The sequence below is a fragment of the Providencia vermicola genome (genome assembly GCF_020381325.1).
In the GTDB taxonomy this organism is placed as follows: domain Bacteria; phylum Pseudomonadota; class Gammaproteobacteria; order Enterobacterales; family Enterobacteriaceae; genus Providencia; species Providencia vermicola.
Genome location: NZ_JAGSPI010000017.1, coordinates 1 through 25,292, shown reverse-complemented (window position 1 = coordinate 25,292; position 25,292 = coordinate 1). Strand labels below are relative to the sequence as shown.

Genomic DNA, 25,292 nt, shown 5'->3' with positions numbered 1-25,292 from the left:
ATTACGTTTTTCTTTTAGAAAGTCAAGTGTTTATTTTCAACTTTTTCTTTCTTCACCTCCGTTATCACTGGGTTTCCCCTTTTCGCCGAAGCGGTTTATCGTGACAACGGATGCGCATTATAGGGAGGTAGCAGAATTACACAACCTTTTTTTTAAAAAAAAACACTGTTTGAGGATAAAATCACCACCTTGCCTTTTTTAGCCTCACAATGGTTATAAAAAGAGCAGTTCTGTACCTATAATTCTTACTTTGGCTTACTTATTTAGTACATTAACTCATAATAAGTTAACAAGTTACTTATCATTCTCTCTTTTTCATTTTTATGGCTATTGATATGAATAAACCTTTACGATCTTACTTGGGCATCTATCCTTCACTTGAACCACGAGTTTTTATCGATCCATCTTCAGTGGTTATTGGCGATGTACGATTAGCTAAGGATGTCAGTATTTGGCCTCTTTCCGTTTTACGTGGAGATGTTAACTATATTGCTATTGGCGCTCGTACGAATATTCAAGATGGCTCCGTATTACATGTGACACACAAATCCGCCAGCAATCCAGAGGGAAATCCACTAATCATTGGTGAAGATGTCACTGTTGGACACAAAGTTATGCTTCATGGTTGCACTATTGGTAATCGAGTATTAGTCGGAATGGGCTCAATCATAATTGATGGGGCTATCATAGAAGATGATGTCGTGATTGGTGCGAACAGTCTAGTTACCCAAGGTAAGCGTTTGGAATCTGGCTATTTGTATACGGGCAGCCCAGCAAAAGCCATCAGGAAACTGACTGATGCTGAACTCGCGCATTTACGTTATTCCGCCAATAATTATGTTGAATGGAAAAATAACTATTTATCTTCTGATAATACGTAAATTCCATTTTCATCATCGAAGCCTTGTGCGATCAAGGCTTCAAACTCTTCTTCTATATCCCATCGATTTTGTTGAAAAAGTACTAATGCCGTTTCTTGTTCACCATATCGTTGAAGTAAAAGAGCTTGTGAAATAGTGCATTCCGCAAGTAGGCCGCTAATTAACACGGGGAAACGTACCACCTCAGATGATTCATCCCATTCTTCCCTATCGGGGAACTGGATCAATTGATTCACCTTTTAATTCCTTATATAAAGCAGATAAAACAGGTGTAATTTCTGGTTGAACACCATGCCATAATTTGAACGAAAATGCGGCTTGCCCAACTAACATCCCAAGCCCATCAGCAATTTTTGTCACCTGATGTTGACGCGCAAACTCAAGGAAAGGTGTTAATGTCGCTTGATAAAACATGTCATAACAAGCAACTTTCTTTGTAAAAACAATTGGATTAATCGCAGGGATCTCTCCACTAACGCCTGATGACGTCGCATTTATAACCAGATCAAAATCTGCTGAGCAAACCTGTTCAAGCGCCTTTCCTCGAATCTTGCCTAATGAGGAGAACTCATTCACTAACGTTTCTACTTTAGAAAGAGTTCTATTTGTCAGTGTGATATCACAACCAAACTCTAAAAGAGGTAATAACGCACCTCGTGTTGCTCCACCAGCACCGATGATGAGTACTCGACTATTTGACTGCACAAATTCTAAACGTTGTAAGTCTAACAGTAACCCCATCCCATCTGTGTTATCACCAAGCAGTCGGTTATCATCAAGCTTCATCACCGTATTGACCGCACCACAAATTTGAGCACGCTCAGTCAACTCAGAAACAACTAAAAAAGCCCGCTCCTTAAATGGCAATGTGATGTTTGCCCCTTTTCCACCTTGTGAAAAAAAAACGCCCAAACTTTCTTCAAAGTTTTCTATCGGTGCTAAAATTTTTTCATACTCAAGCGCAATCCCCGTTTGTTCTGCAAACATCTTATGTATAAACGGTGATTTACTGTGCTGAATCGGATTTCCAAAGACTGCAAACATTTTCATTAATATTATCCTTTACGATACAATTCGCCTGTCTTGGCATCCCTGATTTCAGATGGGTTCTGGCGGCCACCAACATTTCCATCAAGCACAGGCACTCTGTCATTAAACTGTGCAATAACCTCTTCAGTGGTTCTACATGGCTCAAACCCGCTTAAATTGGCACTTGTTGATACCAATGGCTTACCATAATGACGACAAAGTTTTTTGACAAGTGCATGGTCGGTAACTCTCACGGCTAGTGTATCAAACCGCCCTGTTAACCATTTAGGTGTTGTTGTTTTAGCTGGAATAACCCATGTCACAGGCCCTGGCCATGTTGCGAACATCGCTTGTTTTTGTTCTTCCGTTAATTGTGCATCATCGATGTAATCTTTTAATTGCTCATAAGTATCAGCAATGAGAATTAATCCTTTTTCCCAAGGGCGCTGTTTAAGGTCTAAAAGCTGATGAACTGCCGTCTCGCTGTCAGGGTCACAACCTAAACCAAAAACAGCTTCAGTTGGATAGGCGATCACTTTTTCTTGTTTTAACGAAACAATAATACTTTCAATTGCAGGTGTAGATTCATTTGACATAGTTTTAACTCATTATTCTTCTTGTTGCTTACCGCAGCGTTTGCTGGCACAAAATAATCTTACTCCCTGTCCCCCCCTTTTTTCCATCAATAATGGATATTCACAAAACATGCATTTGCCAACTGTAGGCTTATTATTAAGAATAAACTGACAGTTAGGGTAGTTATCGCAGGCATAAAAAGTTTTTCCAAAACGGGATTTTCTTTGGAGTAAATTGCCTTTTTGGCATTGTGGGCAAGGAACTTTTGTTTCATCTGGTTTATCTATGAGCTCAATATGCTCACATTCAGGGTAATGACTACAACCAATGAACATACCAAACCGACCTTGTTTCAATACTAGGTCATGCCCACACTGAGGACAAAGCTGCCCATCTAAAACCTTGATAATATGACTTTCAATACTTGCCCTCAATGGGCGCATATAGTGACATTCTGGATAACTAGAGCATCCAAGAAAAGGCCCATGGCTACTATTACGGATCACCAGCAAAGAATTACACTCTGGGCAATATTCGTTCTTATCTGTATCAAAAGGCAATTGTTTCGACATTTTTTTCTCTTACTTTTAATCAATCAATTAACTTAGTCTGATATATCCACCAGAGCAGGAGCGAATCACACCATTAATTTCCATTTCTGTTAATATTGAAACAACTTGAGTAATCGGCATCTGAACTTGAGTCGCGATAGTATCCACTGGTGTAACTTGGAAACCCACCACATCAAAAATTTTATTTTCAACCAAACTAAGCTTGGGAAACGTGTCATTGTTCTTATAAGCATCGATGGAAAGCTCAGATTGGACCCAATTTAGCCCATCCCTTAAATGCTGTAAAATATCCTCAGCATCCACTAATAAATAAGCACCTTGTTGCAATAACCAGAGGTTACCACCAAATGCAGGATTGCCAAGAGGCGCAGGAAGCGTAAAAAGGTCACGATTTTGCTCAATAGCATAACGCGCTGTAATTAAGGAGCCACTTTTCATACCCGCTTCTATGACGACTACCATTTTACTTAACCCGCTAATAATTCGATTTCGTCTTGGAAACTGTTTGGGTAATGGTGGAGTGTCTGGCCAGTATTCCGATACAAGAGCCCCATTTTCTTTTATTTGTTCAGCAAGTGCGTCATGTTGTTTCGGATAAATATTTTCCAAGCCACTACCCAAAACGGCAATAGTCACGCCATTGTTATCAAGTGCAGCCTTATGGCTTATCCCATCAATGCCTAACGCAAGTCCACTGGTAATCGCCGCCCCATATTGAACAAAATCCTTAACAAACTCTATCGACCACTTTCTACCATACTCACTCGCTTGCCGACTTCCAACTAAAGCGATTTGTTGCGTTGCAAGTATTTCTTTTCTTCCAACCACAAAAAGCAAAAGTGGCGGGTGATGGATCTGTTTTAATAAAAAAGGATAAAGAGGGTCTATAAAAGTAATCATTTGATTACTTTTATCCATTAACCATTGTTGTACTTTTTCCAATCGGTGCTTTGGCACATTAAGGAATTGCAGCCTCTGTATTTCGTTTAAGCCACAGTGTTGCAAAGCCCTATTACTGATTTTACTAAGTTGTTTAAGCTCATTAATAATGCCTACTGCATGAATGGGTAATAACCGACTTACCAGAGACATTCTTAACCATATTTCTTGGAGGTTCATTTCGTCATCCTGACTGATTAGTAGATATGTTCCTCAGTGAACAAATCATAACCAATACTGTCAATATGCCCGAGAAATGTCTAGAATAAGCATTAATTCCCATTCACTTTTTGGAAACCGCTCGAAAAATTTATGTCAGTCTTAAACGTATTACATTATCCAGACGAGCGCTTACGCACAATTGCTAAGCCAGTCGAAAAAGTTGATGCACAAATTCAACGCATTGTAGATGATATGTTCGATACCATGTACGAGGAAGAAGGTATTGGGCTCGCTGCTACGCAAGTAGATATCCACCAGCGGATCATTGTTATTGATGTGTCTGAAACACGTGACCAACGTTTAGTGATTATCAATCCTGAATTATTAGATAAATCAGGTGAAACGGGTATCGAAGAAGGATGTCTTTCTATTCCTGAGCAGCAAGGTTTTGTTCCTCGAGCAGAGCAAGTCAAAATCCGTGCATTAGATTATAATGGCGAGCTTTTTGAACTCGAAGCTGACGGTTTATTGGCTATTTGTATCCAACATGAAATGGATCACCTTGTTGGTAAGCTGTTTGTTGATTACTTATCGCCATTAAAGCGCCAACGTATTCGCCAGAAAGTTGAAAAGCTCGATAGGCTTAGAGCAAAAGAGGCAAAAAATAGCTAGTTTAGTGAATAAAAACAGGGAAATTAACGTGTCAGAACCATTGAAAATTATCTTTGCAGGAACGCCTGATTTTGCAGCAAAACATTTAGCTGCTCTTCTTGAAACCCAGCACCAAATCGTTGGCGTTCTTACTCGCCATGATAAACCGGCAGGTAGAGGCAAAAAACTAACGCCGAGCCCTGTAAAAGTTTTAGCGCAGGAACATGACATCCCTGTTTTTCAACCCGTATCTCTAAGAGACGCTGAAAATCAACAGTGGCTCAAAGACAAAAACGCAGATCTCATGATCGTTGTCGCATATGGTTTGATTTTACCTCAAGCTGTTTTAGACATTCCTCGCTTAGGCTGTTTGAATGTACATGGTTCCTTATTGCCTCGTTGGCGTGGAGCAGCACCAATTCAGCGTTCAATTTGGGCTGGGGACGCTGAAACAGGGGTGACAATTATGCAGATGGATGCAGGATTAGATACTGGCGACATGCTGTACAAAGCCGTTTGCCCCATCACACCGAACGATACCAGTGCAACCCTATATGAAAAACTGGCTATCACTGGGCCAGAAGCTTTAATTCATACGGTTAATATGTTATCTACGGGCCAATGTACACCAGAAAAGCAAAATGATGCTCTTGCCAATTACGCAGAAAAACTCTCTAAAGAAGAAGCTCGTATTGATTGGCAACAAGATGCGACTCATATTGAACGTTGTATCCGTGCATTTAACCCATGGCCGATGAGCTATTTTATGGTTCAGGAACAACTAATTAAGGTTTGGCAAGCTGAAGTGATTGAAGATTTACAGGGTAAGCAACCTGGAACAATCATTCGTGCGGATAAAAATGGGATATGCATTGCCACGGGGAATGGCGCATTAAATATCATCCAATTACAACCACCTGGCAAAAAAGCCATGAGTGCGCAGGACATACTAAACTCCCGCCGTGAATGGTTTACCCCAGAGCAAATTCTCGATTAACGAATCTGTAAACTGCCTGAAATATCAGGCAGTTTTATTTTAGTAACTAAAAGACCCATCTTCACTTATGAAAAACACATACAATTTGCGTAGTCTCGCTGCGACTGCAATTAACCAAGTTATCGATAATGGGCAATCATTAAGTACTGTTTTGCCTGATTTACAGCGTAATATCAACGATAAAGATAGAGCATTATTACAAGAGATTTGCTTTGGTGTTCTACGTTATTTACCTAAGCTTGAATGGTTTATTAGCCAATTAATGGAAAAACCGCTCACGGGTAAACAGAGAACCTTGCACTATCTAATTATGGTTGGTATCTATCAGCTACTCTACACTCGTATACCAGCCCATGCAGCATTAGCTGAAACCGTAAATGGTGCCGTCGCACTCAAACGACCTCAACTAAAAGGCTTAATCAATGGTGTATTACGTTCTTTTCAACGCCAACAGGTTCAATTAGAAGAACGGATCGCGAATAACAATAGCCAATACCTTCACCCAAGTTGGTTACTCAAGCGTTTACAAATTGCTTATCCTAATGATTGGCAAACTATTGTTGAAGCAAATAATCAGCGCCCGCCTATGTGGCTAAGAACCAACTCCCAACATCATACAGCTGAGCAATATCTTAGTCTGTTAGAACAAGCAGGAATAGCGGCGCACTTGCACCCAACTCATCCTAGTGCTATCCGCTTAGAGGAACCTACCGCAGTTACAAAATTACCAGGCTTCGATGAGGGTTGGTCAACAGTACAAGATGTTTCTGCTCAAGGCTGTGCAGAACGACTTGAACCACAAAATGGTGACAATATTTTAGATTTATGTGCGGCACCAGGTGGCAAAACAACACATATTTTAGAGCTCGCACCAAAAGCTAATGTACTTGCAGTTGATATTGATGAAACCCGTCTAAAACGAGTAAAAGAGAATTTAATTCGTCTTAAGCAACACGCTACTGTCGTGCAAGGAGACGGTACACAGCCCGAAAAATGGGCTGATGGGCAGCAATTTGATCGGATTTTACTTGATGCACCTTGTTCGGCAACTGGGGTTATCCGTCGTCACCCTGACATAAAATGGCTACGTCGTGACTCCGATATCAATGAACTGGCAGAATTACAGGCTAAAATCTTAGAGGCTGTTTGGCCTTATCTAAAAACAGGTGGTACTTTATTGTATGCGACCTGTTCTGTCATGCCTGAAGAAAACTGTCAGCAAATACAACGGTTCCTTACTAAACATTCCGATGCACATCTAAATGATGGAACAGAGGCAGGACTGCAAATATTGCCAAGTGCCGAAGGTGGTGATGGCTTCTTTTATGCACGTATAATAAAACAAGCACAATAATAAGTCATGAGTTACCTAATATAGGAATATGCAATGAAAATCATTATTCTAGGCGCTGGGCAAGTCGGTGGCACACTTGCTGAAAATTTAGTTGATGAGAACAATGATATTACAGTCGTTGATACCGATGGCGATCGTCTGCGCCAGCTGCAAGATCAATTCGATCTACGTGTTGTCAATGGTCATGGCTCCCATCCACGCGTACTTCGTGACGCAGGAGCTGAAGATGCTGATATGTTAGTCGCGGTCACTAACTCTGACGAAACAAATATGATTGCTTGCCAAATTGCATATAGCCTATTTAATACGCCGAATAAAATTGCACGGATCAGAGCCACCGAATATATCCGTGAGGCAGATAAGCTTTTTCTTCCAGAGCAGATCCCTATTGACTACCTGATATCACCTGAGCAATTGGTTATCGACTATATCTATAAACTGATTCAATATCCTGGTGCTCTTCAGGTTGTTAATTTTGCGGAAGGGAAAGTCAGTATTGTTGCTGTAAAAGCTTACTATGGTGGTTCACTGGTAGGGAATGCTTTATCTAGCTTACGTGAACATATGCCACATATCGATACACGCGTTGTTGCGATATTTCGGCAAGATCGCCCTATTCGTCCTCAAGGCTCAACGGTTATTGAAGCAGGTGATGAAGTCTTCTTTGTCGCTTCAACACAACATATTCGCGCAGTAATGAGTGAGCTACAAAGGCTGGAAAAACCCTATAAACGCTTAATGATTGTGGGTGGAGGAAATGTTGGCGCGGGTCTAGCTCGGCGTTTAGAAAAAGATTATAGCGTTAAGCTTATCGAGCGAAACCAGCAACGCGCGACTGAATTAGCGCAACTACTACATGATACCATCGTATTTTATGGTGATGCATCTGACCAAGAGCTACTCACTGAAGAACATATTGAGCAAATGGATGTGTTTATCGCCCTCACAAATGATGATGAAGCTAATATTATGTCTGCAATGTTAGCGAAAAAAATGGGGGCCAAGAAAGCAATGGTGCTTATCCAGCGTTCAGCCTACGTTGAGCTTGTTCAGGGGGGAGTGATTGATATTGCCGTCTCTCCTCAGCAAGCCACGATCTCTGCTCTATTAAGCCATGTAAGAAAAGCCGATATTGTTAGCGTTTCTTCTTTAAGAAGAGGTGTCGCCGAGGCCATTGAAGCTATTGCACACGGTGATGAAAATACCTCAAAAGTGGTCGGTAAAAAAATATCTGAAATTAAACTTCCTCCAGGAACAATTATTGGCGCAATAGTTCGAGAAGAGGAAGTTATTATAGCTAGTGATTATCATATTATTGAACAAGGTGACCACGTCATTATGTTTATTACAGATAAAAAATACGTTCCTGACGTGGAGAAATTATTCCAACCAAGCCCGTTCTTTTTATAAAAGAATAAAAAAGAACGTAAATATTTGCAGCTTAATAAATCTAGCGACTATAATTTATTAACCTAACACACACTTTGTTTCAATTGAGTTATTTATTAAGGGGTCGTCGATGAGTTTTTTAAAAGATTTTCGCGAATTTGCCATGAAAGGCAATGTAGTAGATATGGCTGTCGGTATTATTATTGGTGCTGCATTTGGTAAGATTGTTTCTTCATTAGTTGCCGATGTCATCATGCCCCCATTAGGCCTACTCATTGGTGGGGTAGACTTTAAATCATTCAGTGTTGTTCTAAAAGAGGCACAAGGTGATTTGCCAGCTGTTGTACTTAATTATGGGATGTTTATACAAACTGTATTTGACTTTGTTATTGTTGCTTTTGCGATCTTCATGGCAATTAAAGTAATGAATAAAGTTCGTCGTGAAAAAGAAGCTGCACCAGCTGAACCAACGCCACCCTCTACTGAAGAAGTTTTATTATCAGAAATTCGCGATTTATTAAAAGAGCAGAATAAAAAATAACTAAAAAGCCAGTGGTAATAAGTAAATAAACCTATTACCACTGGCCTCCCAGTTATTTGCCTTATTATTTTTTCCTTTTCTTGTATAACTTCCTTTCCCTTTTTTATTTTTTTCTACTCGTTGGCGAAATAATGGGTCATGAAGTAATGCTTCAATTGCATTATCTTTTATCTCACCACGTTTGTGCTGATATTTACTCATAATATAATACCTTCATTAGTTTCAATTAATAACCTTAATAAACCTTAGATGCACCACGCTCTAGAATCTCCATAATAGAACAGTATGTTGTCGCATGTTCCTCACCACAGCATGCAGAACTCAACATCTTCAGTGAATCACGCATGATAATAAGCTCTTGAATCTTTTTTTCAACTTCCAGTAATCTGATATCGACAATATGTTTAGACTCCTGACAAGTATGGTGTTCTGGATCAACACGAATAGATAATAGCTCTGATATTGCTTCTAAAGTAAAACCTAACTGCTTTGCATAACGGATAAAACGTAATCTCTGGAGATCTTGTTCTGTAAATAAACGATAACCACCTTCGGTACGTACTTTGTGCCCCATTAACCCTTGTTTCTCATAGAAACGAACTGTATCTGGAGTTACATCAGCTAACTTGGCAATCTCACCTATCTTATACATGCTCATAATGCTTTACCTGTAAATAAGGATTGATAATAGAAAATTCAAGGGAAGAAAAAATCATTCGAAGGGTAAGAATAGCAGGTACAAAAAAACCGGGCAAATATACCCGGTTTTCTTGAAAGCTACTGTAGATTACTCTGCAGCTGCTTCTTGAGACTCAACAGCACGGTCAACAAGCTCGATGTAAGCCATCGGAGCGTTGTCGCCTGTACGGAAGCCACACTTAAGAATACGAGTGTAACCACCAGCACGAGCTGCGAAACGAGGTCCCAGTTCATTAAATAATTTTGCAACGATCTCGTTATCACGAGTACGTGCGAATGCCAGACGACGATTAGCTACGCTGTCGGTCTTGGCAAGAGTAATCAGCGGCTCAACGACGCGACGCAGTTCTTTCGCTTTAGGCAGAGTCGTCTTGATGATCTCATGACGAACTAAAGAACCAGCCATGTTACGGAACATAGCTTGGCGGTGGCTGCTGTTGCGGTTCAATTGACGACCACTCTTACGATGGCGCATGACCTTATCCTTCTCAGTAAAACCTTAACCTGTGATCTTAATCATCAGCAATACTTGCTGGTGGCCAATTTTCTAAGCGCATGCCCAGAGAAAGACCACGAGATGCCAAGACGTCCTTAATTTCAGTAAGAGATTTCTTACCAAGGTTAGGCGTTTTAAGCAACTCAACTTCTGTACGCTGTACCAGATCACCGATGTAGTGGATAGCTTCTGCTTTAAGGCAGTTAGCAGAGCGGACAGTCAATTCCAGATCGTCAACTGGGCGCAATAAGATAGGATCGAATTCTGGTTTCTCTTCTTTAACTTCTGGTTGACGTACATCACGTAAATCAACAAAAGCTTCAAGCTGTTCAGCCAGAATGGTCGCTGCACGGCGAATCGCCTCTTCAGGATCGATTGTACCATTAGTTTCCATTTCGATAACTAACTTATCCAAGTCAGTACGTTGCTCAACACGAGCTGCTTCAACATTGTAGGCAATACGCTCTACAGGGCTGTAGCAAGCATCGACTAACAAACGACCAATTGGGCGCTCATCTTCTTCCGAATGAACTCGGGCAGAAGCCGGCACATAACCACGACCACGCTGAACTTTAATACGCATATTAATAGATGCGTTTTCGTCAGTGAGGTGGCAGATGATATGCTGTGGCTTGACGATTTCGACATCACCATCATGGATGATATCGGCTGCAGTCACAGGGCCAATGCCAGATTTATTCAAGGTTAAAATAACTTCATCTTTCCCCTGAACTTTTACCGCCAGCCCTTTCAGGTTGAGGAGAATCTCCAGGATATCTTCCTGTACACCTTCTTTGGTGCTGTACTCATGCAGTACACCATCAATCTCAACCTCTGTCACCGCACAACCCGGCATAGACGAAAGCAGAATACGGCGCAGTGCGTTACCTAGAGTATGGCCAAAGCCACGCTCTAAAGGCTCAAGGGTCACCTTAGCGTGCGTCGAACTCACTTGCTCGATATCTACCAGGCGCGGTTTTAGAAACTCTGTCACAGAACCCTGCATTGTGTCCTCTCTTTGGTGCTAAGCTTTACTTGGAGTAAAGCTCGACGATCAGGTGTTCGTTAATGTCCGCAGACAAGTCAGTACGTTCAGGAATACGTTTGAACACACCTTCCATTTTAGCAGCATCAACTTCCAGCCAAGTTGGCTTCTCACGCTGTTCAGCCAGCTCTAAAGCAGCCTTAATACGAGACTGTTTTTTAGCTTTCTCACGAACGCTGATAACGTCATTCGGGGAAACCTGATAAGAAGCGATATTAACAACACGACCATTTACCATGATAGCTTTATGGCTAACCATTTGACGTGCTTCTGCGCGAGTTGCGCCAAAGCCCATACGATAAACGACGTTATCAAGACGACCTTCCAGCAGAGTCAGCAGGTTTTCACCTGTGTTGCCTTTTAGACGTGTTGCTTCTTTGTAATAGTTACGGAATTGACGTTCCAGAACACCGTAGATACGACGAACTTTTTGTTTTTCACGTAACTGAACACCGTAGTCAGACAGACGCGGTTTACGCGCTCCGTGCTGGCCTGGTGCCTGTTCTAATTTACACTTGGTGTCAATCGCGCGAACACCAGACTTCAGAAAGAGGTCTGTTCCTTCGCGACGGCTCAGCTTGAGCTTAGGACCCAAATATCTAGCCATTTTCTTTCTCCAACAGTCCTAAAAAAAACGAAACGTATTAAACGCGACGTTTTTTCGGTGGGCGACAACCGTTATGAGGGATAGGAGTCACATCAGTAATATTAGTGATGCGGAAACCAGCGGCGTTCAGAGCACGAATTGTTGATTCGCGACCCGGACCCGGTCCCTTAACCATAACTTCCAGGTTTTTGATTCCGTATTCTTTCACAGCTTCTGCGCAACGCTCTGCCGCAACCTGAGCTGCGAACGGAGTGGATTTGCGAGAACCACGGAAACCGGAACCACCGGCAGTTGCCCAACCTAATGCGTTACCCTGACGGTCAGTAATTGTAACGATTGTGTTGTTGAAAGAAGCATGGATATGAGCCACACCGTCTGAGACTTGTTTTCTTACACGCTTACGTGCACGAACTGGTGCCTTTGCCATTATTCAATACCCCGACTTATTTCTTGATCGGCTTACGCGGACCCTTGCGGGTACGAGCGTTAGTCTTAGTACGCTGTCCGCGCACAGGAAGACCACGACGATGACGTAAACCACGGTAACATCCAAGGTCCATCAGACGCTTGATGCTCAGGGTAATTTCACGACGTAGGTCACCTTCTACCACATACTTGGCAACTTCGTCACGCAGCTTGTCGATTTGTTCTTCAGACAGCTCACTGATCTTAACATTTTCAGCAATACCAGTTGCTTCACAGATAGCCTGTGAACGAGTTTTGCCGATTCCGAAAATCGATGTTAAAGCGATTACGGTATGTTTATGATCAGGAATGTTAATGCCTGCTATACGGGCCACTATGCACTCCTAAGTTAAAATATACATTACTGTGCTGAAAAGCCCGTTTTCAGGATACTCAAACAATAATGTATCTTAGATAAAAAAGATTGGCTGGCTAATTTAGCCAGCTCAACCCAACTTTGCAAGAAAAAAATGCTTTTTCTTAACCTTGACGTTGTTTATGTCTTGGTTCAACACTGCAAATTACACGAACGCTACCATGGCGACGGATAACTTTACAGTTACGGCATAATTTCTTGACGGAAGCACGAACTTTCATTTTTACTCTCCGTAACTTCTAGCAAACCATAACCACACTAAGTGATTATTTACCTTTAAGGTTTGCTTTCTTCAATGCAGACTCATACTGACTTGACATCATCAGAGTTTGCACTTGAGCCATAAAGTCCATGATAACAACAACCACAATTAAGAGGGAAGTACCACCAAAGTAGAAAGGTACTTTCATTGCGTCACGCATGAACTCCGGGATTAGGCAGATAAAGGTAATGTATAACGCACCAACTAATGTCAGGCGAGTCATTACCTTATCAATGTACTTGGCCGTTTGCTCTCCCGGACGAATTCCTGGTACAAATGCACCGGACTTCTTCAGGTTATCTGCTGTTTCTCTCGGGTTGAAGACCAACGCCGTATAGAAGAAACAGAAGAAGATGATCGCAGAAGCATAAAGCAACACATACAACGGTTGACCAGGCTGTAAGTACATAGAAATTGTAGTCAGCCAGTCCCAGCCAGTTCCATCACCAAACCAAGATGCTATTGTACCCGGGAATAGTATGATACTGGAAGCAAAAATTGCAGGAATTACACCCGCCATATTCACTTTTAACGGTAAATGTGTACTTTGTGCTGCATAAACACGGCGCCCTTGCTGACGTTTAGCGTAATTAACGACAATACGACGTTGACCACGTTCCATAAACACAACAAAGAAAGTTACCGCGAATACTAACACCGCAACCAACAGCAACAGGAGGAAGTGCAGATCGCCTTGCCGAGCTTGCTCGATGGTATGGCCAATGGCCGGCGGTAATCCCGCAACGATACCAGCGAAGATAATGATTGAAATACCGTTACCGATACCTCTTTCAGTTATCTGTTCGCCTAACCACATCAGGAACATTGTTCCTGTGACTAAGCTAACAACTGCCGTAAAGTAGAACGGAAGGCCTGGATCAATCACTAATCCTTGCATCCCTGGCATATTCGGTAGACCCATTGCAATACCAATAGATTGGAATATTGCTAATACCAGAGTACCCCAACGAGTATATTGGCTTATCTTCCGACGACCTGCTTCTCCTTCCTTCTTAATCTCTGCTAATCGTGGATTAACCACTGATAATAATTGGACAATGATCGATGCCGAAATATACGGCATGATACCCAAAGCAAAGATAGAAGCACGGCTAAGAGCACCACCAGAGAACATGTTAAACATTTCAATGATGGTGCCTTGTTGCTGTTCGAGCAATTTGGCAAGCACAGTGGCATCAATACCAGGGATTGGAATAAAAGAACCAATTCGGAATACAATTAGCGCACCAATTACAAACAAAAGTCTGCGTTTAAGTTCGCCAGCTCCACCTTTGGCACTTTGAAAATCTAATCCTGGTTGTTTAGCCATCTGTCACTTATTCCTCAATTTTACCGCCGGCAGCTTCGATTGCAGCGCGAGCACCTTTAGTAACACGAAGGCCACGTACAGTAACTGCACGGTTCACTTCGCCAGACAGAATAACTTTCGCAAATTCAATCTGGATGCCAACAACGTTCGCGGCTTTCAGTGCGTTCAGATCAATAACATCGCCTTCAACAGCTGCAAAATCAGACAGACGAATCTCTGCAGTGATCATTGCTTTGCGTGAAGTAAAGCCGAATTTCGGCAAACGACGGTATAAAGGCATCTGGCCACCTTCGAAACCACGACGTACGCCACCGCCAGAACGAGACTTCTGACCTTTGTGACCACGTCCGCCAGTTTTACCCAGACCAGAACCGATACCACGACCTACGCGTTTAGGCGCGTGCTTGGCACCTTCAGCCGGAGACAGAGTATTTAAACGCATCTCTTACTCCTCAACTTTAACCATGTAGGAAACCAAGTTGACCATACCACGAACGGCAGGAGTATCCTCACGCTCTACTGTATGACCAATGCGACGCAGACCTAAACCGACCAGTGTTGCCTTATGTTTAGGCAGACGACCGATTGAACTGCGAACTTGTGTAATTTTAATAGTCTTAGCCATGGCTGATTACCCCAGAATTTCTTCGACGGATTTTCCACGCTTAGCTGCGACCATTTCTGGAGACTTCATGCTGTCTAAAGCATCCAGTGTTGCACGAACCACGTTGATTGGGTTTGTGGAACCGTAGGTTTTAGCCAGTACGTTGCGAACTCCAGCTACTTCTAACACTGCACGCATTGCACCACCGGCAATAATACCAGTACCTTCGTGAGCAGGCTGCATAAACACGCGAGAACCGGTGTGTGTACCTTTCACTGGGTGGAATAATGTGCCGTTGTTAAGAGCAACGGTTTTCATACTGCGACGGGCTTTTTCCATCGCTTTCTGGATTGCTGCCGGAACTTCGCGCGCTTTGCCGTAGCCAAAACCAACGCGACCGTTACCATCACCAACTACAGTCAGTGCGGTAAAGCTGAAAATACGGCCACCTTTAACGGTTTTTGCTACGCGGTTTACCGCGATCAGCTTTTCCTGCAGTTCGCCAGCTTGTTTTTCGATGTGAGACATCTTACACCTCTACCTTAGAACTGAAGGCCAGCTTCACGGGCAGCATCTGCCAGTGCCTGGACTCTACCATGATATTGGAAACCAGAACGGTCAAAAGCAACAACAGTGATGCCTTTTTCCAGTGCGCGTTCAGCAACTAATTTACCAACTGCTGCTGCTGCGTCTTTGTTTCCAGTAAACTTAACTTGTTCATTGATAGCTTTTTCTGTAGTAGAAGCTGCAACCAATGTTTCAGAACCGTTTGGTGCGATAACCTGCGCATAAATATGGCGTGGAGTACGATGTACCACCAGGCGAGTCGCACCCAATTCTTGGATCTTACGGCGTGCGCGGGTCGCACGACGGATACGAGCTGCTTTCTTATCCATAGTGTTACCTTACTTCTTCTTAGCCTCTTTGGTACGCACGATTTCATCGGCGTAACGAACACCTTTACCTTTGTAAGGCTCAGGACGACGGTAAGCACGCAGTTCTGCTGCAACTTGACCAATCACTTGCTTATCCGCACCTTTCAGTACGATTTCAGTTTGTGTTGGGCATTCAGCAGTAATGCCTGCTGGCAGTGCGTGTTCAACCGGATGCGAGAAACCTAAAGACAAGCTAACAGCATTGCCTTTGATTGCTGCACGGTAACCAACACCAACCAGTTGAAGCTTTTTAGTGAAGCCATCGGTAACACCAACAACCATTGCATTGCACAGTGAACGAGTAGTACCCGCTTGTGCCCATGCATCTTCAAAACCATCACGTGGTCCGAAAGTTAAATGGCCATCTTCATGTTTAACTTCAACTGCATTATGGATAGTACGAGTAAGCTCGCCGTTTTTACCCTTAATCGAAATAACCTGACCGTTGAGTTTTACCTCTACGCCGGCAGGAATGACGACGGGTGCTTTTGCCACACGAGACATTCTTTCCTCCCGAATTAAGCTACGTAGCAGAGAATCTCGCCACCAAGACCAGCTTGGCGAGCTGCACGATCAGTCATGACACCTTTAGAGGTAGAAACAACAGCGATACCTAGGCCAGCCATAACTTGTGGCAGCTCATCTTTTTTCTTATAGATGCGCAGACTTGGGCGGCTTACACGCTGAATGCTTTCTACAACAGCCTTACCTTGGAAATAACGTAAAGTCAGTTCCAGTTCTGGCTTGATGTCGCCTTCAATTTTAAAATCTTCAATATAACCTTCTTCCTTCAGCACTTTGGCAATCGCCACTTTCAGCTTGGAGGAAGGCATGGTGACCGCAACTTTGTTCGCGGCCTGACCGTTACGGATACGGGTCAGCATATCCGCGATGGGATCTTGCATGCTCATCTGTCTTTACTCCCGTGATTCAAATGGAATTACCAACTTGCCTTTTTAAGGCCCGGGATTTCACCGCGCATTGCGGCTTCACGGACTTTAATACGGCTCAGACCAAACTTCCGCAGGAAACCGTGCGGACGCCCTGTTTGACGGCAGCGGTTACGCTGACGAGAAGGACTTGAATCACGTGGCAGTGTTTGCAGCTTGAGAACAGCGTCCCAGCGATCTTCATCAGATGCTTTAACATCAGAGATGATAGCTTTCAATTCAACGCGTTTTGCGAAGAACTTCTCAGCTAATTTAGCACGTTTAACATCACGCGCTTTCATAGATTTCTTAGCCATGAGTACCCTGCCTTACTTGCGGAACGGGAAGTTGAACGCTGCTAACAGTGCGCGACCTTCGTCATCTGATTTCGCAGTAGTGGTGATAGTAATATCTAAACCACGTACGCGATCCACTTTATCGTAATCGATTTCAGGGAAGATGATTTGTTCACGAACACCCATGCTGTAGTTACCGCGACCATCGAAAGACTTAGCGGACAAGCCACGGAAGTCACGAATACGTGGTACAGCAATAGAAATCAGACGCTCAAGGAACTCCCACATGCGTTCGCCACGCAGGGTTACTTTACAGCCGATTGGATAGCCCTGACGGATTTTGAAGCCTGCAACAGATTTGCGTGCTTTGGTGATCAATGGTTTTTGACCAGAGATAGCTGTTAAATCAGCTGCTGCGTTATCCAGCAGTTTTTTATCAGCAATCGCTTCACCAACACCCATATTCAGGGTGATCTTCTCGACCCGAGGGACTTGCATGACAGAAGAGTAACTAAACTCAGTCATGAGTTTATTAACAACTTCGTCTTTATAGTAATCATGCAGTTTCGCCATCGTATACTCCAAAAATTACTTGATAGTTTCACTGTTAGATTTGAAGAAACGGACTTTTTTGCCGTCTTCGAATCTAAAGCCTACACGGTCTGCCTTACCAGTTGCCGCGTTAAAGATTGCAACGTTAGAAACTTGAATAGCCGTTTCTTTTTCAACGATGCCACCTGGTTGATTCAGAGCCGGAACTGGCTTCTGATGTTTTTTAACCAGATTGATACCTTCAACGATAACTTTACCAGAAGAAAGAACCTGTTTTACTTTACCGCGCTTACCTTTATCTTTACCAGTTAGCACGATAACTTCGTCATCACGACGGATTTTCGCTGCCATAGTTCGCTCCTTAGAGTACTTCAGGTGCCAGAGAGATAATTTTCATAAACTTCTCATTACGAAGTTCACGAGTTACCGGCCCAAAAATACGCGTACCGATTACTTGCTCGCTGTTATTGTTTAATAACACACAAGCATTACCATCGAAGCGAATGACAGAACCGTCAGGGCGACGTACACCCTTCTTGGTGCGCACCACTACCGCTTTCAGGACATCACCCTTTTTAACTTTACCGCGTGGAATTGCTTCTTTAACAGTAATTTTAATGATGTCGCCTACATGTGCATAGCGACGGTGCGAGCCACCTAGAACCTTGATACACATTACGCGACGTGCACCGGAGTTGTCGGCCACGTTCAGCATAGTCTGTTCTTGGATCATTTTAGTGCTCCGCTAAATGTCAACTACTACTGAGCCACCTCATTATGAAGAGGCCGTTCAAATATACCCATACTACGAGGGCGCGGCATTATAACACCACATCAACGCGATGGACAGAAAAAAATAAACGGCTCAGTCAAAAAGAGCCGTTTATTCATCACGAAAAATCTATTCTATTACAGAACAGCTTTTTCTACAACGCGAACTAAGGCCCAAGACTTAGTCTTAGACAGTGGACGAGTTTCGCGGATTTCTACCACGTCACCAATTCCACACTCATTGTTCTCGTCATGTACGTGCAATTTAGTCGTACGACGGATGAATTTACCATACAGAGGGTGTTTCACCATACGCTCGATAGCAACAACAATAGATTTCTCCATTTTATCGCTAACTACACGACCTTGCAGAGTACGGATTTTATCGCTCATTACGCACCTGCCTTCTCAGTCAGTAAAGTCTTCACACGTGCGATATCGCGACGCACTTGTTTCAACAGATGAGACTGTTGCAGCTGACCGCTTGCAGCTTGCATACGTAAATTAAATTGTTCACGCAGCAGATTCAGCAGTTCAGCATTCAGCTCTTCAACGCTTTTTACGCGCAGCTCTTGTGCTTTCATTACATCACCGTCTTAGTTACAAAGGTGGTTTTGATAGGCAGTTTCGCTGCTGCCAGAGAGAATGCCTCACGAGCCAGCTCTTCAGGCACACCGTCCATTTCGTACAGGACTTTTCCAGGCTGGATTAAGGCAACCCAATATTCTACGTTACCTTTACCTTTACCCATACGAACTTCGAGTGGTTTCTCAGTGATTGGTTTGTCTGGGAACACACGGATCCAGATTTTACCTTGACGCTTAATAGCACGGGTCATAGCACGACGTGCCGCTTCGATCTGACGTGCAGTCAGACGACCACGGCCAACAGCTTTAAGACCGAAAGTGCCGAAGCTAACATCCGTACCTTGCGCTAGACCACGGTTGCGGCCCTTGTGCACCTTACGGAATTTTGTACGCTTTGGTTGTAACATCAGCGACTCTCCTTACTTGCGGCCTTTACGCTGCTGCTTTTTAGGTTGAGCAGCCGGTTTCTCAGCTTGTTCAACAGCAGCCATACCACCCAGAATCTCACCTTTGAAGATCCATACCTTAACGCCGAGAACACCATATGTGGTGTGCGCTTCTGAAGTGTTGTAATCGATATCAGCACGTAATGTGTGCAGTGGCACACGGCCTTCACGATACCACTCGGTACGAGCGATTTCAGCACCGCCTAAACGGCCACTGACTTCAACTTTAATACCTTTAGCGCCCAGACGCATTGCGTTCTGTACTGCACGCTTCATAGCACGACGGAACATAACACGACGTTCCAGCTGTGAAGAGATGCTGTCAGCAACTAATTTTGCGTCTAGTTCTGGTTTACGAACTTCGGCGATATTGATTTGCGCAGGAACACCAGCGATATCCGCTACTGTTTTACGCAGTTTTTCAACGTCTTCACCTTTCTTACCGATAACGATACCTGGGCGAGCAGTGTGAATAGTCACACGGATGCTTTTCGCAGGACGTTCGATAACGATACGAGAGATTGACGCTTTTGCCAGTTCTTTATTCAAGTACTGACGTACTTTAAAATCGCTGTCTAGGTTGTCAGCGAATTCATTAGTATTCGCATACCAAGTAGAGTTCCAAGGTTTGACAATACCCAGGCGAATACCATTAGGATGTACTTTCTGACCCATTGCTAGTCTCCAGAGTCTCAGCGATCGGACACAACCACAGTAATGTGGCTGGTGCGCTTAAGAATACGATCTGCACGGCCTTTCGCACGCGGCATGATGCGTTTCATAGTTGGACCATCGTCTACGAAAATTTTCGCAACTTTCAGGTCATCAATGTCAGCGCCATCGTTTTGCTCTGCGTTAGCAATTGCAGATTCAAGTACTTTCTTCACTAAACCAGCAGCTTTCTTGTTGGTATAGGTCAGAATTTCCAGAGCTTGCGACACTTTCTTACCGCGAATCAGGTCGGCGACTAAGCGAACCTTCTGGGCAGAAGAACGAGCGTGGCGATGTATAGCTAAAGTTTCCATCTCTTCCTCCTATCCTTAACGTTTCTTAGCTTTCTTATCTGCCGCATGGCCGCGATAAGTGCGAGTCGGTGCGAATTCACCCAGTTTGTGACCAACCATTTCGTCGGTTACGAAAACTGGAACATGCTGACGACCATTATGGACAGCGATGGTCAATCCGATCATATTAGGAAAGATCGTTGAACGACGGGACCAAGTCTTGAGAGGCTTCTTGTCTCCGCTTTCCACCGCTTTCTCTACCTTCTTCAGCAAGTGCAGGTCAATGAAAGGACCTTTCTTGAGAGAACGTGGCATGGCTTATCCTCTAATTATTTTTTAGAACGATGACGTACGATGAATTGATCAGTACGCTTGTTGCTACGAGTTTTCTTACCTTTGGTCTGAACGCCCCATGGTGTTACTGGGTGTTTACCAAAGTTACGGCCTTCACCACCACCATGTGGATGGTCTACTGGGTTCATCGCAGTACCGCGAACGGTAGGACGAATACCACGCCAGCGGCTAGCACCAGCTTTACCGAGAACACGTAACATATGTTCAGCGTTACCAACTTCACCTAAGGTTGCACGGCAATCTGCTAATACTTTACGCATTTCACCAGAACGCAGACGTAATGTTACATAAGCACCATCACGAGCAACGATTTGAGCGTAAGTACCTGCTGAACGCGCTAACTGACCACCTTTACCTGGTTTCAGTTCAATGTTGTGAACTGTAGAACCAACAGGGATGTTGCGCATTGGCATTGCATTACCAGCTTTGATTGCTGAATCAACACCAGATTGAATCTGGTCACCAGCTTTCAGGCCTTTTGGTGCAAGAATATAACGACGTTCACCGTCTTTATATAGAACCAGTGCGATGTTCGCAGAACGGTTTGGATCATATTCCAAACGCTCAACAACAGCAGGGATACCATCTTTGTTGCGTTTAAAGTCAACTAAACGATAATGCTGCTTATGGCCACCACCGATGTGACGGGTAGTGATACGGCCATTGTTGTTACGACCACCGGATTTGCTGTTTTTTTCTAACAGCGGAGCATAAGGTTTACCCTTATGCAGCTCAGGGTTAACCACTTTAACTACGTGGCGACGGCCCGGAGACGTAGGTTTACATTTAACAACTGCCATTGTTCTTTACTCCTCCGACTTACTCTGCGCCGCTAATGAAGTCCAGATTCTGGCCTTCTTTCAGCGTAACGTAAGCTTTTTTCCAGTCGCTACGACGACCAGTACGCTGACCGTGGCGTTTAGTTTTGCCTTTAACCAGCAAAGTGTTAACACCTTCAACTTCAACTTCAAACAGTTTCTGTACAGCAGCTTTGATTTCTGCTTTAGTTGCATCTTTTGCAACTTTGAGAACGATGGTATTGCTTTTTTCCATCGCTGTAGAAGCTTTTTCAGATACATGCGGCGCGCGCAGTACTTTCAGCAGACGTTCTTCACGGATCATGCCAGCATCTCCTCAACTTGCTTCACAGCATCAGCAGTCATAACCACTTTGTCGAAAGCAATCAGGCTAACTGGGTCGATACCTGCTGCATCACGAACGTCAACCTTGTACAGGTTACGTGCTGCTAAGAACAGATTTTCATCTAATTCAGCAGTGATGATCAGAACATCTTGCAGAGCCATATCTTTCAATTTCTGTGCCAGCAACTTAGTTTTAGGTGCTTCAACAGAGAACTGTTCGACAACGATCAGACGATCTTGACGTACCAACTCAGAGAGGATGCTTTTTAAAGCACCACGGTACATCTTTTTATTAACTTTTTGACTGTGGTCCTGTGGTTTAGCTGCGAAGCTAACACCACCAGAGCGCCAGATTGGGCTCTTGATTGAACCAGAACGTGCACGGCCTGTGCCTTTTTGACGCCATGGTTTTTTACCTGAACCAGAAACTTCAGCACGAGTTTTCTGAGCACGAGTACCTTGACGAGCACCAGCTGCATACGCAACAACTACTTGGTGAACAAGCGCTTCATTGAAATCACGCCCGAAGGTAGTTTCGGAAACAGTCAGCGCGCTTTGCGCGTCTTTCATTACCAATTCCATTCCTATCTCCTCGACGTTAAGCCTTGACAGCCGGTTTTACGATCAGGTTGCTACCAGTTGCTCCTGGAACAGCACCTTTGACCAGCAGCAGGTTGCGCTCAGCGTCAACACGTACTACATCTAAGCTTTGAACAGTTACACGTTCATTACCCAGTTGGCCTGCCATTTTCTTGCCTTTGAACACTTTGCCCGGAGTCTGGTTCTGACCGATAGAACCCGGAACACGGTGTGACAAGGAGTTACCGTGAGTAGCATCTTGAGTACGGAAATTCCAGCGTTTAACTGTGCCAGCAAAACCTTTACCTTTAGATGTACCAGTAACGTCGACTTTTTTAACGTCAGCGAAAATTTCAACGCTAATGCTTTGACCTGCAGTAAATTCAGCACCTTCTTCAGTACGGAATTCGCGCAGAATACGGCCAGCTTCAACGCCAGCTTTAGCGAAATGACCTGCTTCAGGTTTAGTTACACGGTTAGCTTTTTTGCTACCAGTAGTAACCTGAATTGCATTGTAACCGTCAGTTTCTGCAGTTTTAACCTGAGTAACGCGGTTATTTTCAATTTCGATAACAGTTACAGGGATAGAAACACCATCTTCAGTGAAGATACGTGTCATTCCCACTTTCTTACCGACTAAACCAATCATTGTTTCAACCTCTCAATCGTTCGACGACCTGATTAACCCAGGCTGATCTGCACGTCAACGCCGGCAGCCAGGTCCAGACGCATCAGAGCATCAACGGTCTTCTCGGTTGGCTCAACGATGTCAACCAGACGTTTGTGAGTGCGAATTTCGTACTGATCACGCGCATCTTTATTAACGTGCGGAGAAATCAGAACGGTAAAACGCTCTTTACGTGTCGGCAGCGGGATAGGACCACGTACCTGCGCACCAGTGCGCTTAGCAGTCTCTACGATTTCCGCAGTTGATTGATCGATTAAACGATGATCAAAAGCTTTAAGGCGGATACGGATTCTTTGGTTCTGCATGAGACCAGAGCTCCAACTATTTTATAAACGTAAATGATTACTCCTCACACCCATTTCGATTGATGGGGGAGTGTAATCGTCTTAGTGTAACCCCCATATCGGGAGTATTGTCTAAATGAGCAACAAATCGTTGGCTCAATACTGATATTTCAGTCCTAATAAATTAGGGCTTACTCATCAGTAAGCCCGCGCATTATACGTAAATTATTGCGAAACGCAAGCAATCGGGGAAAATATGTGCGAATTTTCTTGTGGTCATAACAAAAAAACGCCCAACTCTGATGGATTCAGAAGTTAAGCGTTTATCAAAAATATCACAGAAGGTTGAAATCTAAAGTCACTACTCTTCAATCACTTGAGCTTGTAGATAATTTTGAATACCTAAGCGAACAATTAAATCTAACTGTGTTTCTATCCAATCAATATGATTTTCTTCATCCGCTAAGATTTCAATCATCAGATCTCGGCTGACGTAATCATGGATAGAATCTGCGTACTTAATTGCCTCTTTTAAGTTTTTTGCACCATCAAGTTCAAGCTGTAAATCTGACTTAAGCATTTCTTCCACATCTTCACCGATGTTTAACTTACCTAAGTCTTGTAAATTAGGAATACCTTCAAGGAAAAGAATACGCTCTATGTATTTATCGGCATGTTTCATTTCATCGATTGATTCATGATATTCCATCTCATTGAGACGTGTCAGTCCCCAATTTTTAAACATACGTGCATGTAAAAAATATTGGTTAATTGCGACTAGCTCATTGCCCAACAATTTATTAAGGTGGGCTATCATTTTTTTATCGCCTTTCATTTGTACCCTCCATCGCTTCCAGTCTTTTAAGTGTAGTACTGAAATTGATTAGCAGAGTAATTTTTACACAAGCATTTATGTAAAAGGCAATAAAACTAATTGGAAGGTAATTTGAAGGGTAAGCGATTACGCAACTTCAATAGCACAAATCTCTTCTAGCTGGATAAGCTCTTGTTGTAAAATCTCTCTAGTTTGCCGAATACACTTTCCACATTCACGACCGACAGGCAATACTTGTCGCAACCCTTTTAATGAGCTGACTTGGTATTTCCTTACCGCATTTCTGATTTGCTTATCTGTAATGGCTTCACAGAGACAAACGTACATATTTTTTAGCCTGTGTAAATTATATACGCACATCTTAAATAAAAATGATTCGCATTTCAATTACCATTACAGGTTATTTACACAGGCATCTACATCTAATTTAAAAATAGTTCTCATTTCGACTCATAAGTTGCAATTCTGCAATAAGCATAACGAATTAATCTCTAATAATTAATTTTGCTAAGAGAAATAATTTCTATGGAGAAGTTAAAACATTGGAAAAGGAATACCAGCAGATATAAAAAAGGCACCAATTAAGGTGCCCTTTCCTAAAATTTTGTGATGCTATGTATTATGCAATAATTTTTGCAACAACACCCGCACCTACAGTACGGCCACCTTCACGAATTGCGAAACGTAAACCGTCGTCCATCGCGATTGGGTGGATCAGGGTAACGATCATGTTGATGTTATCACCTGGCATTACCATCTCTACGCCTTCTGGCAGTTCGATAGTACCTGTTACGTCAGTTGTACGGAAGTAGAACTGTGGACGGTAACCTTTGAAGAATGGAGTGTGACGACCACCTTCATCTTTGCTCAGAATATAAACTTCTGATTCAAATTTAGTGTGTGGCTTGATTGAAC

At 43.3% G+C, this 25,292-nt stretch carries 44 protein-coding genes; 6 read left to right on the top strand and 38 right to left on the bottom strand.

From position 1 onward, the window contains the following. The first annotated feature begins 335 nt into the window (after positions 1–335). Positions 336–881 carry a gamma carbonic anhydrase family protein gene (locus tag KDJ85_RS19130; protein ID WP_225820968.1) on the top strand — a complete coding sequence of 182 codons (546 nt, stop codon included), beginning with the start codon at positions 336–338 and terminating at the stop codon, positions 879–881. Here KDJ85_RS19130 and KDJ85_RS19125 read toward each other — a convergent pair. The 5 genes from KDJ85_RS19125 to dprA are packed head-to-tail and all read right to left on the bottom strand — an operon-like array spanning position 857 to position 4,177. Continuing rightward, positions 857–1,117 carry a DUF1488 family protein gene (locus KDJ85_RS19125; protein WP_225820967.1) on the bottom strand — a complete coding sequence of 87 codons (261 nt, stop codon included), beginning with the start codon at positions 1,115–1,117 and terminating at the stop codon, positions 857–859. The two genes, KDJ85_RS19130 and KDJ85_RS19125, sit on opposite strands and share 25 nt — an antisense overlap. Beyond that, positions 1,089–1,931 (bottom strand): shikimate dehydrogenase, encoded by an 843-nt coding sequence (aroE, locus tag KDJ85_RS19120; protein WP_225820966.1) that lies wholly within the window; start codon positions 1,929–1,931, stop codon positions 1,089–1,091. Before aroE ends, KDJ85_RS19125 begins: the two co-directional genes overlap by 29 nt. Positions 1,932–1,936: 5 nt before the next feature. Then, positions 1,937–2,506: an L-threonylcarbamoyladenylate synthase type 1 TsaC gene (gene tsaC / locus KDJ85_RS19115; protein WP_225820965.1), complete on the bottom strand. Its 570-nt coding sequence runs from the start codon at positions 2,504–2,506 to the stop codon at positions 1,937–1,939. A 12-nt stretch (positions 2,507–2,518) separates the two neighbouring features. Beyond that, on the bottom strand, positions 2,519–3,058 hold the full coding sequence (locus KDJ85_RS19110; protein ID WP_225820964.1) for a DNA topoisomerase family protein: 540 nt from the start codon (positions 3,056–3,058) through the stop codon (positions 2,519–2,521). 27 nt (positions 3,059–3,085) lie between these two features. Further along, complete coding sequence (dprA, locus tag KDJ85_RS19105) at positions 3,086–4,177, bottom strand: DNA-processing protein DprA (protein WP_225820963.1); 1,092 nt, start codon at positions 4,175–4,177, stop codon at positions 3,086–3,088. A gap of 132 nt (positions 4,178–4,309) precedes the next feature. Between dprA and def the strand changes: the two genes are divergently transcribed. From def to mscL, 5 genes are all read left to right on the top strand, one after another. Next, positions 4,310–4,831: a peptide deformylase gene (gene def / locus KDJ85_RS19100; protein ID WP_206086928.1), complete on the top strand. Its 522-nt coding sequence runs from the start codon at positions 4,310–4,312 to the stop codon at positions 4,829–4,831. A gap of 28 nt (positions 4,832–4,859) precedes the next feature. After that, the gene (gene fmt, locus KDJ85_RS19095; RefSeq protein WP_225820962.1) at positions 4,860–5,807 is read left to right on the top strand and encodes a methionyl-tRNA formyltransferase; all 948 of its coding nucleotides are present in this window, start codon (positions 4,860–4,862) and stop codon (positions 5,805–5,807) included. 67 nt (positions 5,808–5,874) lie between these two features. Beyond that, complete coding sequence (gene rsmB / locus KDJ85_RS19090) at positions 5,875–7,161, top strand: 16S rRNA (cytosine(967)-C(5))-methyltransferase RsmB (protein WP_225820961.1); 1,287 nt, start codon at positions 5,875–5,877, stop codon at positions 7,159–7,161. Between the two features lie 33 nt (positions 7,162–7,194). Then, a complete protein-coding gene (gene trkA / locus KDJ85_RS19085; RefSeq protein WP_206086925.1) occupies positions 7,195–8,571 on the top strand; it encodes a Trk system potassium transporter TrkA in 1,377 nt (458 codons plus the stop codon). A gap of 109 nt (positions 8,572–8,680) precedes the next feature. Then, the gene (mscL, locus tag KDJ85_RS19080; RefSeq protein ID WP_206086924.1) at positions 8,681–9,091 is read left to right on the top strand and encodes a large-conductance mechanosensitive channel protein MscL; all 411 of its coding nucleotides are present in this window, start codon (positions 8,681–8,683) and stop codon (positions 9,089–9,091) included. On the opposite strand, the gene KDJ85_RS19075 is transcribed toward mscL, so the two are convergent. From KDJ85_RS19075 to KDJ85_RS18915, 33 genes are all read right to left on the bottom strand, one after another. Further along, the gene (locus tag KDJ85_RS19075; RefSeq protein WP_047756676.1) at positions 9,092–9,292 is read right to left on the bottom strand and encodes an alternative ribosome-rescue factor A; all 201 of its coding nucleotides are present in this window, start codon (positions 9,290–9,292) and stop codon (positions 9,092–9,094) included. 34 nt (positions 9,293–9,326) lie between these two features. After that, the gene (zntR, locus tag KDJ85_RS19070) at positions 9,327–9,743 is read right to left on the bottom strand and encodes a Zn(2+)-responsive transcriptional regulator (protein WP_225820969.1); all 417 of its coding nucleotides are present in this window, start codon (positions 9,741–9,743) and stop codon (positions 9,327–9,329) included. 135 nt (positions 9,744–9,878) lie between these two features. Further along, the gene (gene rplQ, locus KDJ85_RS19065) at positions 9,879–10,265 is read right to left on the bottom strand and encodes a 50S ribosomal protein L17 (protein WP_014657271.1); all 387 of its coding nucleotides are present in this window, start codon (positions 10,263–10,265) and stop codon (positions 9,879–9,881) included. Positions 10,266–10,302: 37 nt separating this feature from the next. Continuing rightward, positions 10,303–11,292 (bottom strand): DNA-directed RNA polymerase subunit alpha, encoded by a 990-nt coding sequence (locus KDJ85_RS19060; RefSeq protein WP_206086923.1) that lies wholly within the window; start codon positions 11,290–11,292, stop codon positions 10,303–10,305. 25 nt (positions 11,293–11,317) lie between these two features. Continuing rightward, a complete protein-coding gene (gene rpsD / locus KDJ85_RS19055; protein WP_004265487.1) occupies positions 11,318–11,938 on the bottom strand; it encodes a 30S ribosomal protein S4 in 621 nt (206 codons plus the stop codon). A 37-nt stretch (positions 11,939–11,975) separates the two neighbouring features. Next, on the bottom strand, positions 11,976–12,365 hold the full coding sequence (gene rpsK / locus KDJ85_RS19050) for a 30S ribosomal protein S11 (protein ID WP_004388621.1): 390 nt from the start codon (positions 12,363–12,365) through the stop codon (positions 11,976–11,978). 16 nt (positions 12,366–12,381) lie between these two features. Continuing rightward, on the bottom strand, positions 12,382–12,738 hold the full coding sequence (gene rpsM, locus KDJ85_RS19045; RefSeq protein ID WP_004907144.1) for a 30S ribosomal protein S13: 357 nt from the start codon (positions 12,736–12,738) through the stop codon (positions 12,382–12,384). 145 nt (positions 12,739–12,883) lie between these two features. After that, complete coding sequence (rpmJ, locus tag KDJ85_RS19040) at positions 12,884–13,000, bottom strand: 50S ribosomal protein L36 (protein WP_206086922.1); 117 nt, start codon at positions 12,998–13,000, stop codon at positions 12,884–12,886. A gap of 45 nt (positions 13,001–13,045) precedes the next feature. Then, positions 13,046–14,371 carry a preprotein translocase subunit SecY gene (gene secY / locus KDJ85_RS19035; RefSeq protein ID WP_206086921.1) on the bottom strand — a complete coding sequence of 442 codons (1,326 nt, stop codon included), beginning with the start codon at positions 14,369–14,371 and terminating at the stop codon, positions 13,046–13,048. 7 nt (positions 14,372–14,378) lie between these two features. Beyond that, a complete protein-coding gene (gene rplO, locus KDJ85_RS19030; protein WP_206086920.1) occupies positions 14,379–14,813 on the bottom strand; it encodes a 50S ribosomal protein L15 in 435 nt (144 codons plus the stop codon). Between the two features lie 3 nt (positions 14,814–14,816). After that, positions 14,817–14,996, bottom strand: a complete 180-nt coding sequence (gene rpmD / locus KDJ85_RS19025) for a 50S ribosomal protein L30 (RefSeq protein WP_004265475.1) — start codon at positions 14,994–14,996, stop codon at positions 14,817–14,819. A gap of 6 nt (positions 14,997–15,002) precedes the next feature. Beyond that, entirely contained in the window at positions 15,003–15,503 is a 501-nt protein-coding gene (gene rpsE / locus KDJ85_RS19020; protein ID WP_006657022.1) for a 30S ribosomal protein S5, read from the bottom strand. A 14-nt stretch (positions 15,504–15,517) separates the two neighbouring features. Beyond that, on the bottom strand, positions 15,518–15,871 hold the full coding sequence (gene rplR, locus KDJ85_RS19015) for a 50S ribosomal protein L18 (RefSeq protein ID WP_006657021.1): 354 nt from the start codon (positions 15,869–15,871) through the stop codon (positions 15,518–15,520). 9 nt (positions 15,872–15,880) lie between these two features. Then, the gene (gene rplF, locus KDJ85_RS19010) at positions 15,881–16,414 is read right to left on the bottom strand and encodes a 50S ribosomal protein L6 (RefSeq protein WP_206086919.1); all 534 of its coding nucleotides are present in this window, start codon (positions 16,412–16,414) and stop codon (positions 15,881–15,883) included. Positions 16,415–16,428: 14 nt separating this feature from the next. Further along, positions 16,429–16,821 (bottom strand): 30S ribosomal protein S8, encoded by a 393-nt coding sequence (gene rpsH, locus KDJ85_RS19005; RefSeq protein ID WP_004907134.1) that lies wholly within the window; start codon positions 16,819–16,821, stop codon positions 16,429–16,431. 29 nt (positions 16,822–16,850) lie between these two features. After that, positions 16,851–17,156 (bottom strand): 30S ribosomal protein S14, encoded by a 306-nt coding sequence (gene rpsN, locus KDJ85_RS19000; protein ID WP_004265458.1) that lies wholly within the window; start codon positions 17,154–17,156, stop codon positions 16,851–16,853. A 12-nt stretch (positions 17,157–17,168) separates the two neighbouring features. Beyond that, complete coding sequence (gene rplE / locus KDJ85_RS18995) at positions 17,169–17,708, bottom strand: 50S ribosomal protein L5 (RefSeq protein ID WP_206086918.1); 540 nt, start codon at positions 17,706–17,708, stop codon at positions 17,169–17,171. Between the two features lie 15 nt (positions 17,709–17,723). Beyond that, complete coding sequence (gene rplX, locus KDJ85_RS18990; RefSeq protein WP_047756683.1) at positions 17,724–18,038, bottom strand: 50S ribosomal protein L24; 315 nt, start codon at positions 18,036–18,038, stop codon at positions 17,724–17,726. 10 nt (positions 18,039–18,048) lie between these two features. Then, positions 18,049–18,420: a 50S ribosomal protein L14 gene (gene rplN / locus KDJ85_RS18985; protein ID WP_004265449.1), complete on the bottom strand. Its 372-nt coding sequence runs from the start codon at positions 18,418–18,420 to the stop codon at positions 18,049–18,051. Between the two features lie 176 nt (positions 18,421–18,596). Beyond that, positions 18,597–18,851, bottom strand: a complete 255-nt coding sequence (gene rpsQ / locus KDJ85_RS18980; RefSeq protein WP_042847566.1) for a 30S ribosomal protein S17 — start codon at positions 18,849–18,851, stop codon at positions 18,597–18,599. Continuing rightward, positions 18,851–19,042 (bottom strand): 50S ribosomal protein L29, encoded by a 192-nt coding sequence (gene rpmC / locus KDJ85_RS18975; protein ID WP_206086917.1) that lies wholly within the window; start codon positions 19,040–19,042, stop codon positions 18,851–18,853. The genes rpsQ and rpmC overlap by 1 nt, the downstream gene beginning before the upstream one ends. After that, on the bottom strand, positions 19,042–19,452 hold the full coding sequence (gene rplP, locus KDJ85_RS18970) for a 50S ribosomal protein L16 (RefSeq protein WP_004265436.1): 411 nt from the start codon (positions 19,450–19,452) through the stop codon (positions 19,042–19,044). The genes rpmC and rplP overlap by 1 nt, the downstream gene beginning before the upstream one ends. A 12-nt stretch (positions 19,453–19,464) precedes the next feature. Next, positions 19,465–20,166, bottom strand: coding sequence for a 30S ribosomal protein S3 (rpsC, locus tag KDJ85_RS18965; RefSeq protein ID WP_004907131.1), 702 nt, complete (start codon positions 20,164–20,166; stop codon positions 19,465–19,467). A 17-nt stretch (positions 20,167–20,183) separates the two neighbouring features. Beyond that, positions 20,184–20,516 carry a 50S ribosomal protein L22 gene (gene rplV / locus KDJ85_RS18960; protein WP_206086916.1) on the bottom strand — a complete coding sequence of 111 codons (333 nt, stop codon included), beginning with the start codon at positions 20,514–20,516 and terminating at the stop codon, positions 20,184–20,186. A gap of 15 nt (positions 20,517–20,531) precedes the next feature. Continuing rightward, positions 20,532–20,810: a 30S ribosomal protein S19 gene (gene rpsS, locus KDJ85_RS18955; RefSeq protein WP_004265426.1), complete on the bottom strand. Its 279-nt coding sequence runs from the start codon at positions 20,808–20,810 to the stop codon at positions 20,532–20,534. A gap of 14 nt (positions 20,811–20,824) precedes the next feature. Further along, positions 20,825–21,649, bottom strand: coding sequence for a 50S ribosomal protein L2 (gene rplB / locus KDJ85_RS18950; RefSeq protein ID WP_206086915.1), 825 nt, complete (start codon positions 21,647–21,649; stop codon positions 20,825–20,827). Between the two features lie 19 nt (positions 21,650–21,668). Then, positions 21,669–21,971 (bottom strand): 50S ribosomal protein L23, encoded by a 303-nt coding sequence (rplW, locus tag KDJ85_RS18945; protein WP_206086914.1) that lies wholly within the window; start codon positions 21,969–21,971, stop codon positions 21,669–21,671. Continuing rightward, positions 21,968–22,573, bottom strand: a complete 606-nt coding sequence (gene rplD / locus KDJ85_RS18940; RefSeq protein ID WP_036955909.1) for a 50S ribosomal protein L4 — start codon at positions 22,571–22,573, stop codon at positions 21,968–21,970. Before rplD ends, rplW begins: the two co-directional genes overlap by 4 nt. A 16-nt stretch (positions 22,574–22,589) precedes the next feature. Continuing rightward, positions 22,590–23,219 carry a 50S ribosomal protein L3 gene (gene rplC / locus KDJ85_RS18935; RefSeq protein ID WP_206086912.1) on the bottom strand — a complete coding sequence of 210 codons (630 nt, stop codon included), beginning with the start codon at positions 23,217–23,219 and terminating at the stop codon, positions 22,590–22,592. Positions 23,220–23,251: 32 nt separating this feature from the next. Continuing rightward, the gene (gene rpsJ / locus KDJ85_RS18930; protein WP_001181005.1) at positions 23,252–23,563 is read right to left on the bottom strand and encodes a 30S ribosomal protein S10; all 312 of its coding nucleotides are present in this window, start codon (positions 23,561–23,563) and stop codon (positions 23,252–23,254) included. A 340-nt stretch (positions 23,564–23,903) separates the two neighbouring features. Then, positions 23,904–24,377, bottom strand: a complete 474-nt coding sequence (gene bfr, locus KDJ85_RS18925) for a bacterioferritin (RefSeq protein WP_206086911.1) — start codon at positions 24,375–24,377, stop codon at positions 23,904–23,906. Between the two features lie 126 nt (positions 24,378–24,503). Next, positions 24,504–24,704, bottom strand: coding sequence for a bacterioferritin-associated ferredoxin (gene bfd / locus KDJ85_RS18920; RefSeq protein WP_206086910.1), 201 nt, complete (start codon positions 24,702–24,704; stop codon positions 24,504–24,506). Between the two features lie 292 nt (positions 24,705–24,996). Next, positions 24,997–25,292: EF-Tu C-terminal domain-related protein (locus KDJ85_RS18915; RefSeq protein WP_476742341.1), on the bottom strand; the 296-nt coding region annotated here is incomplete at its 5' end.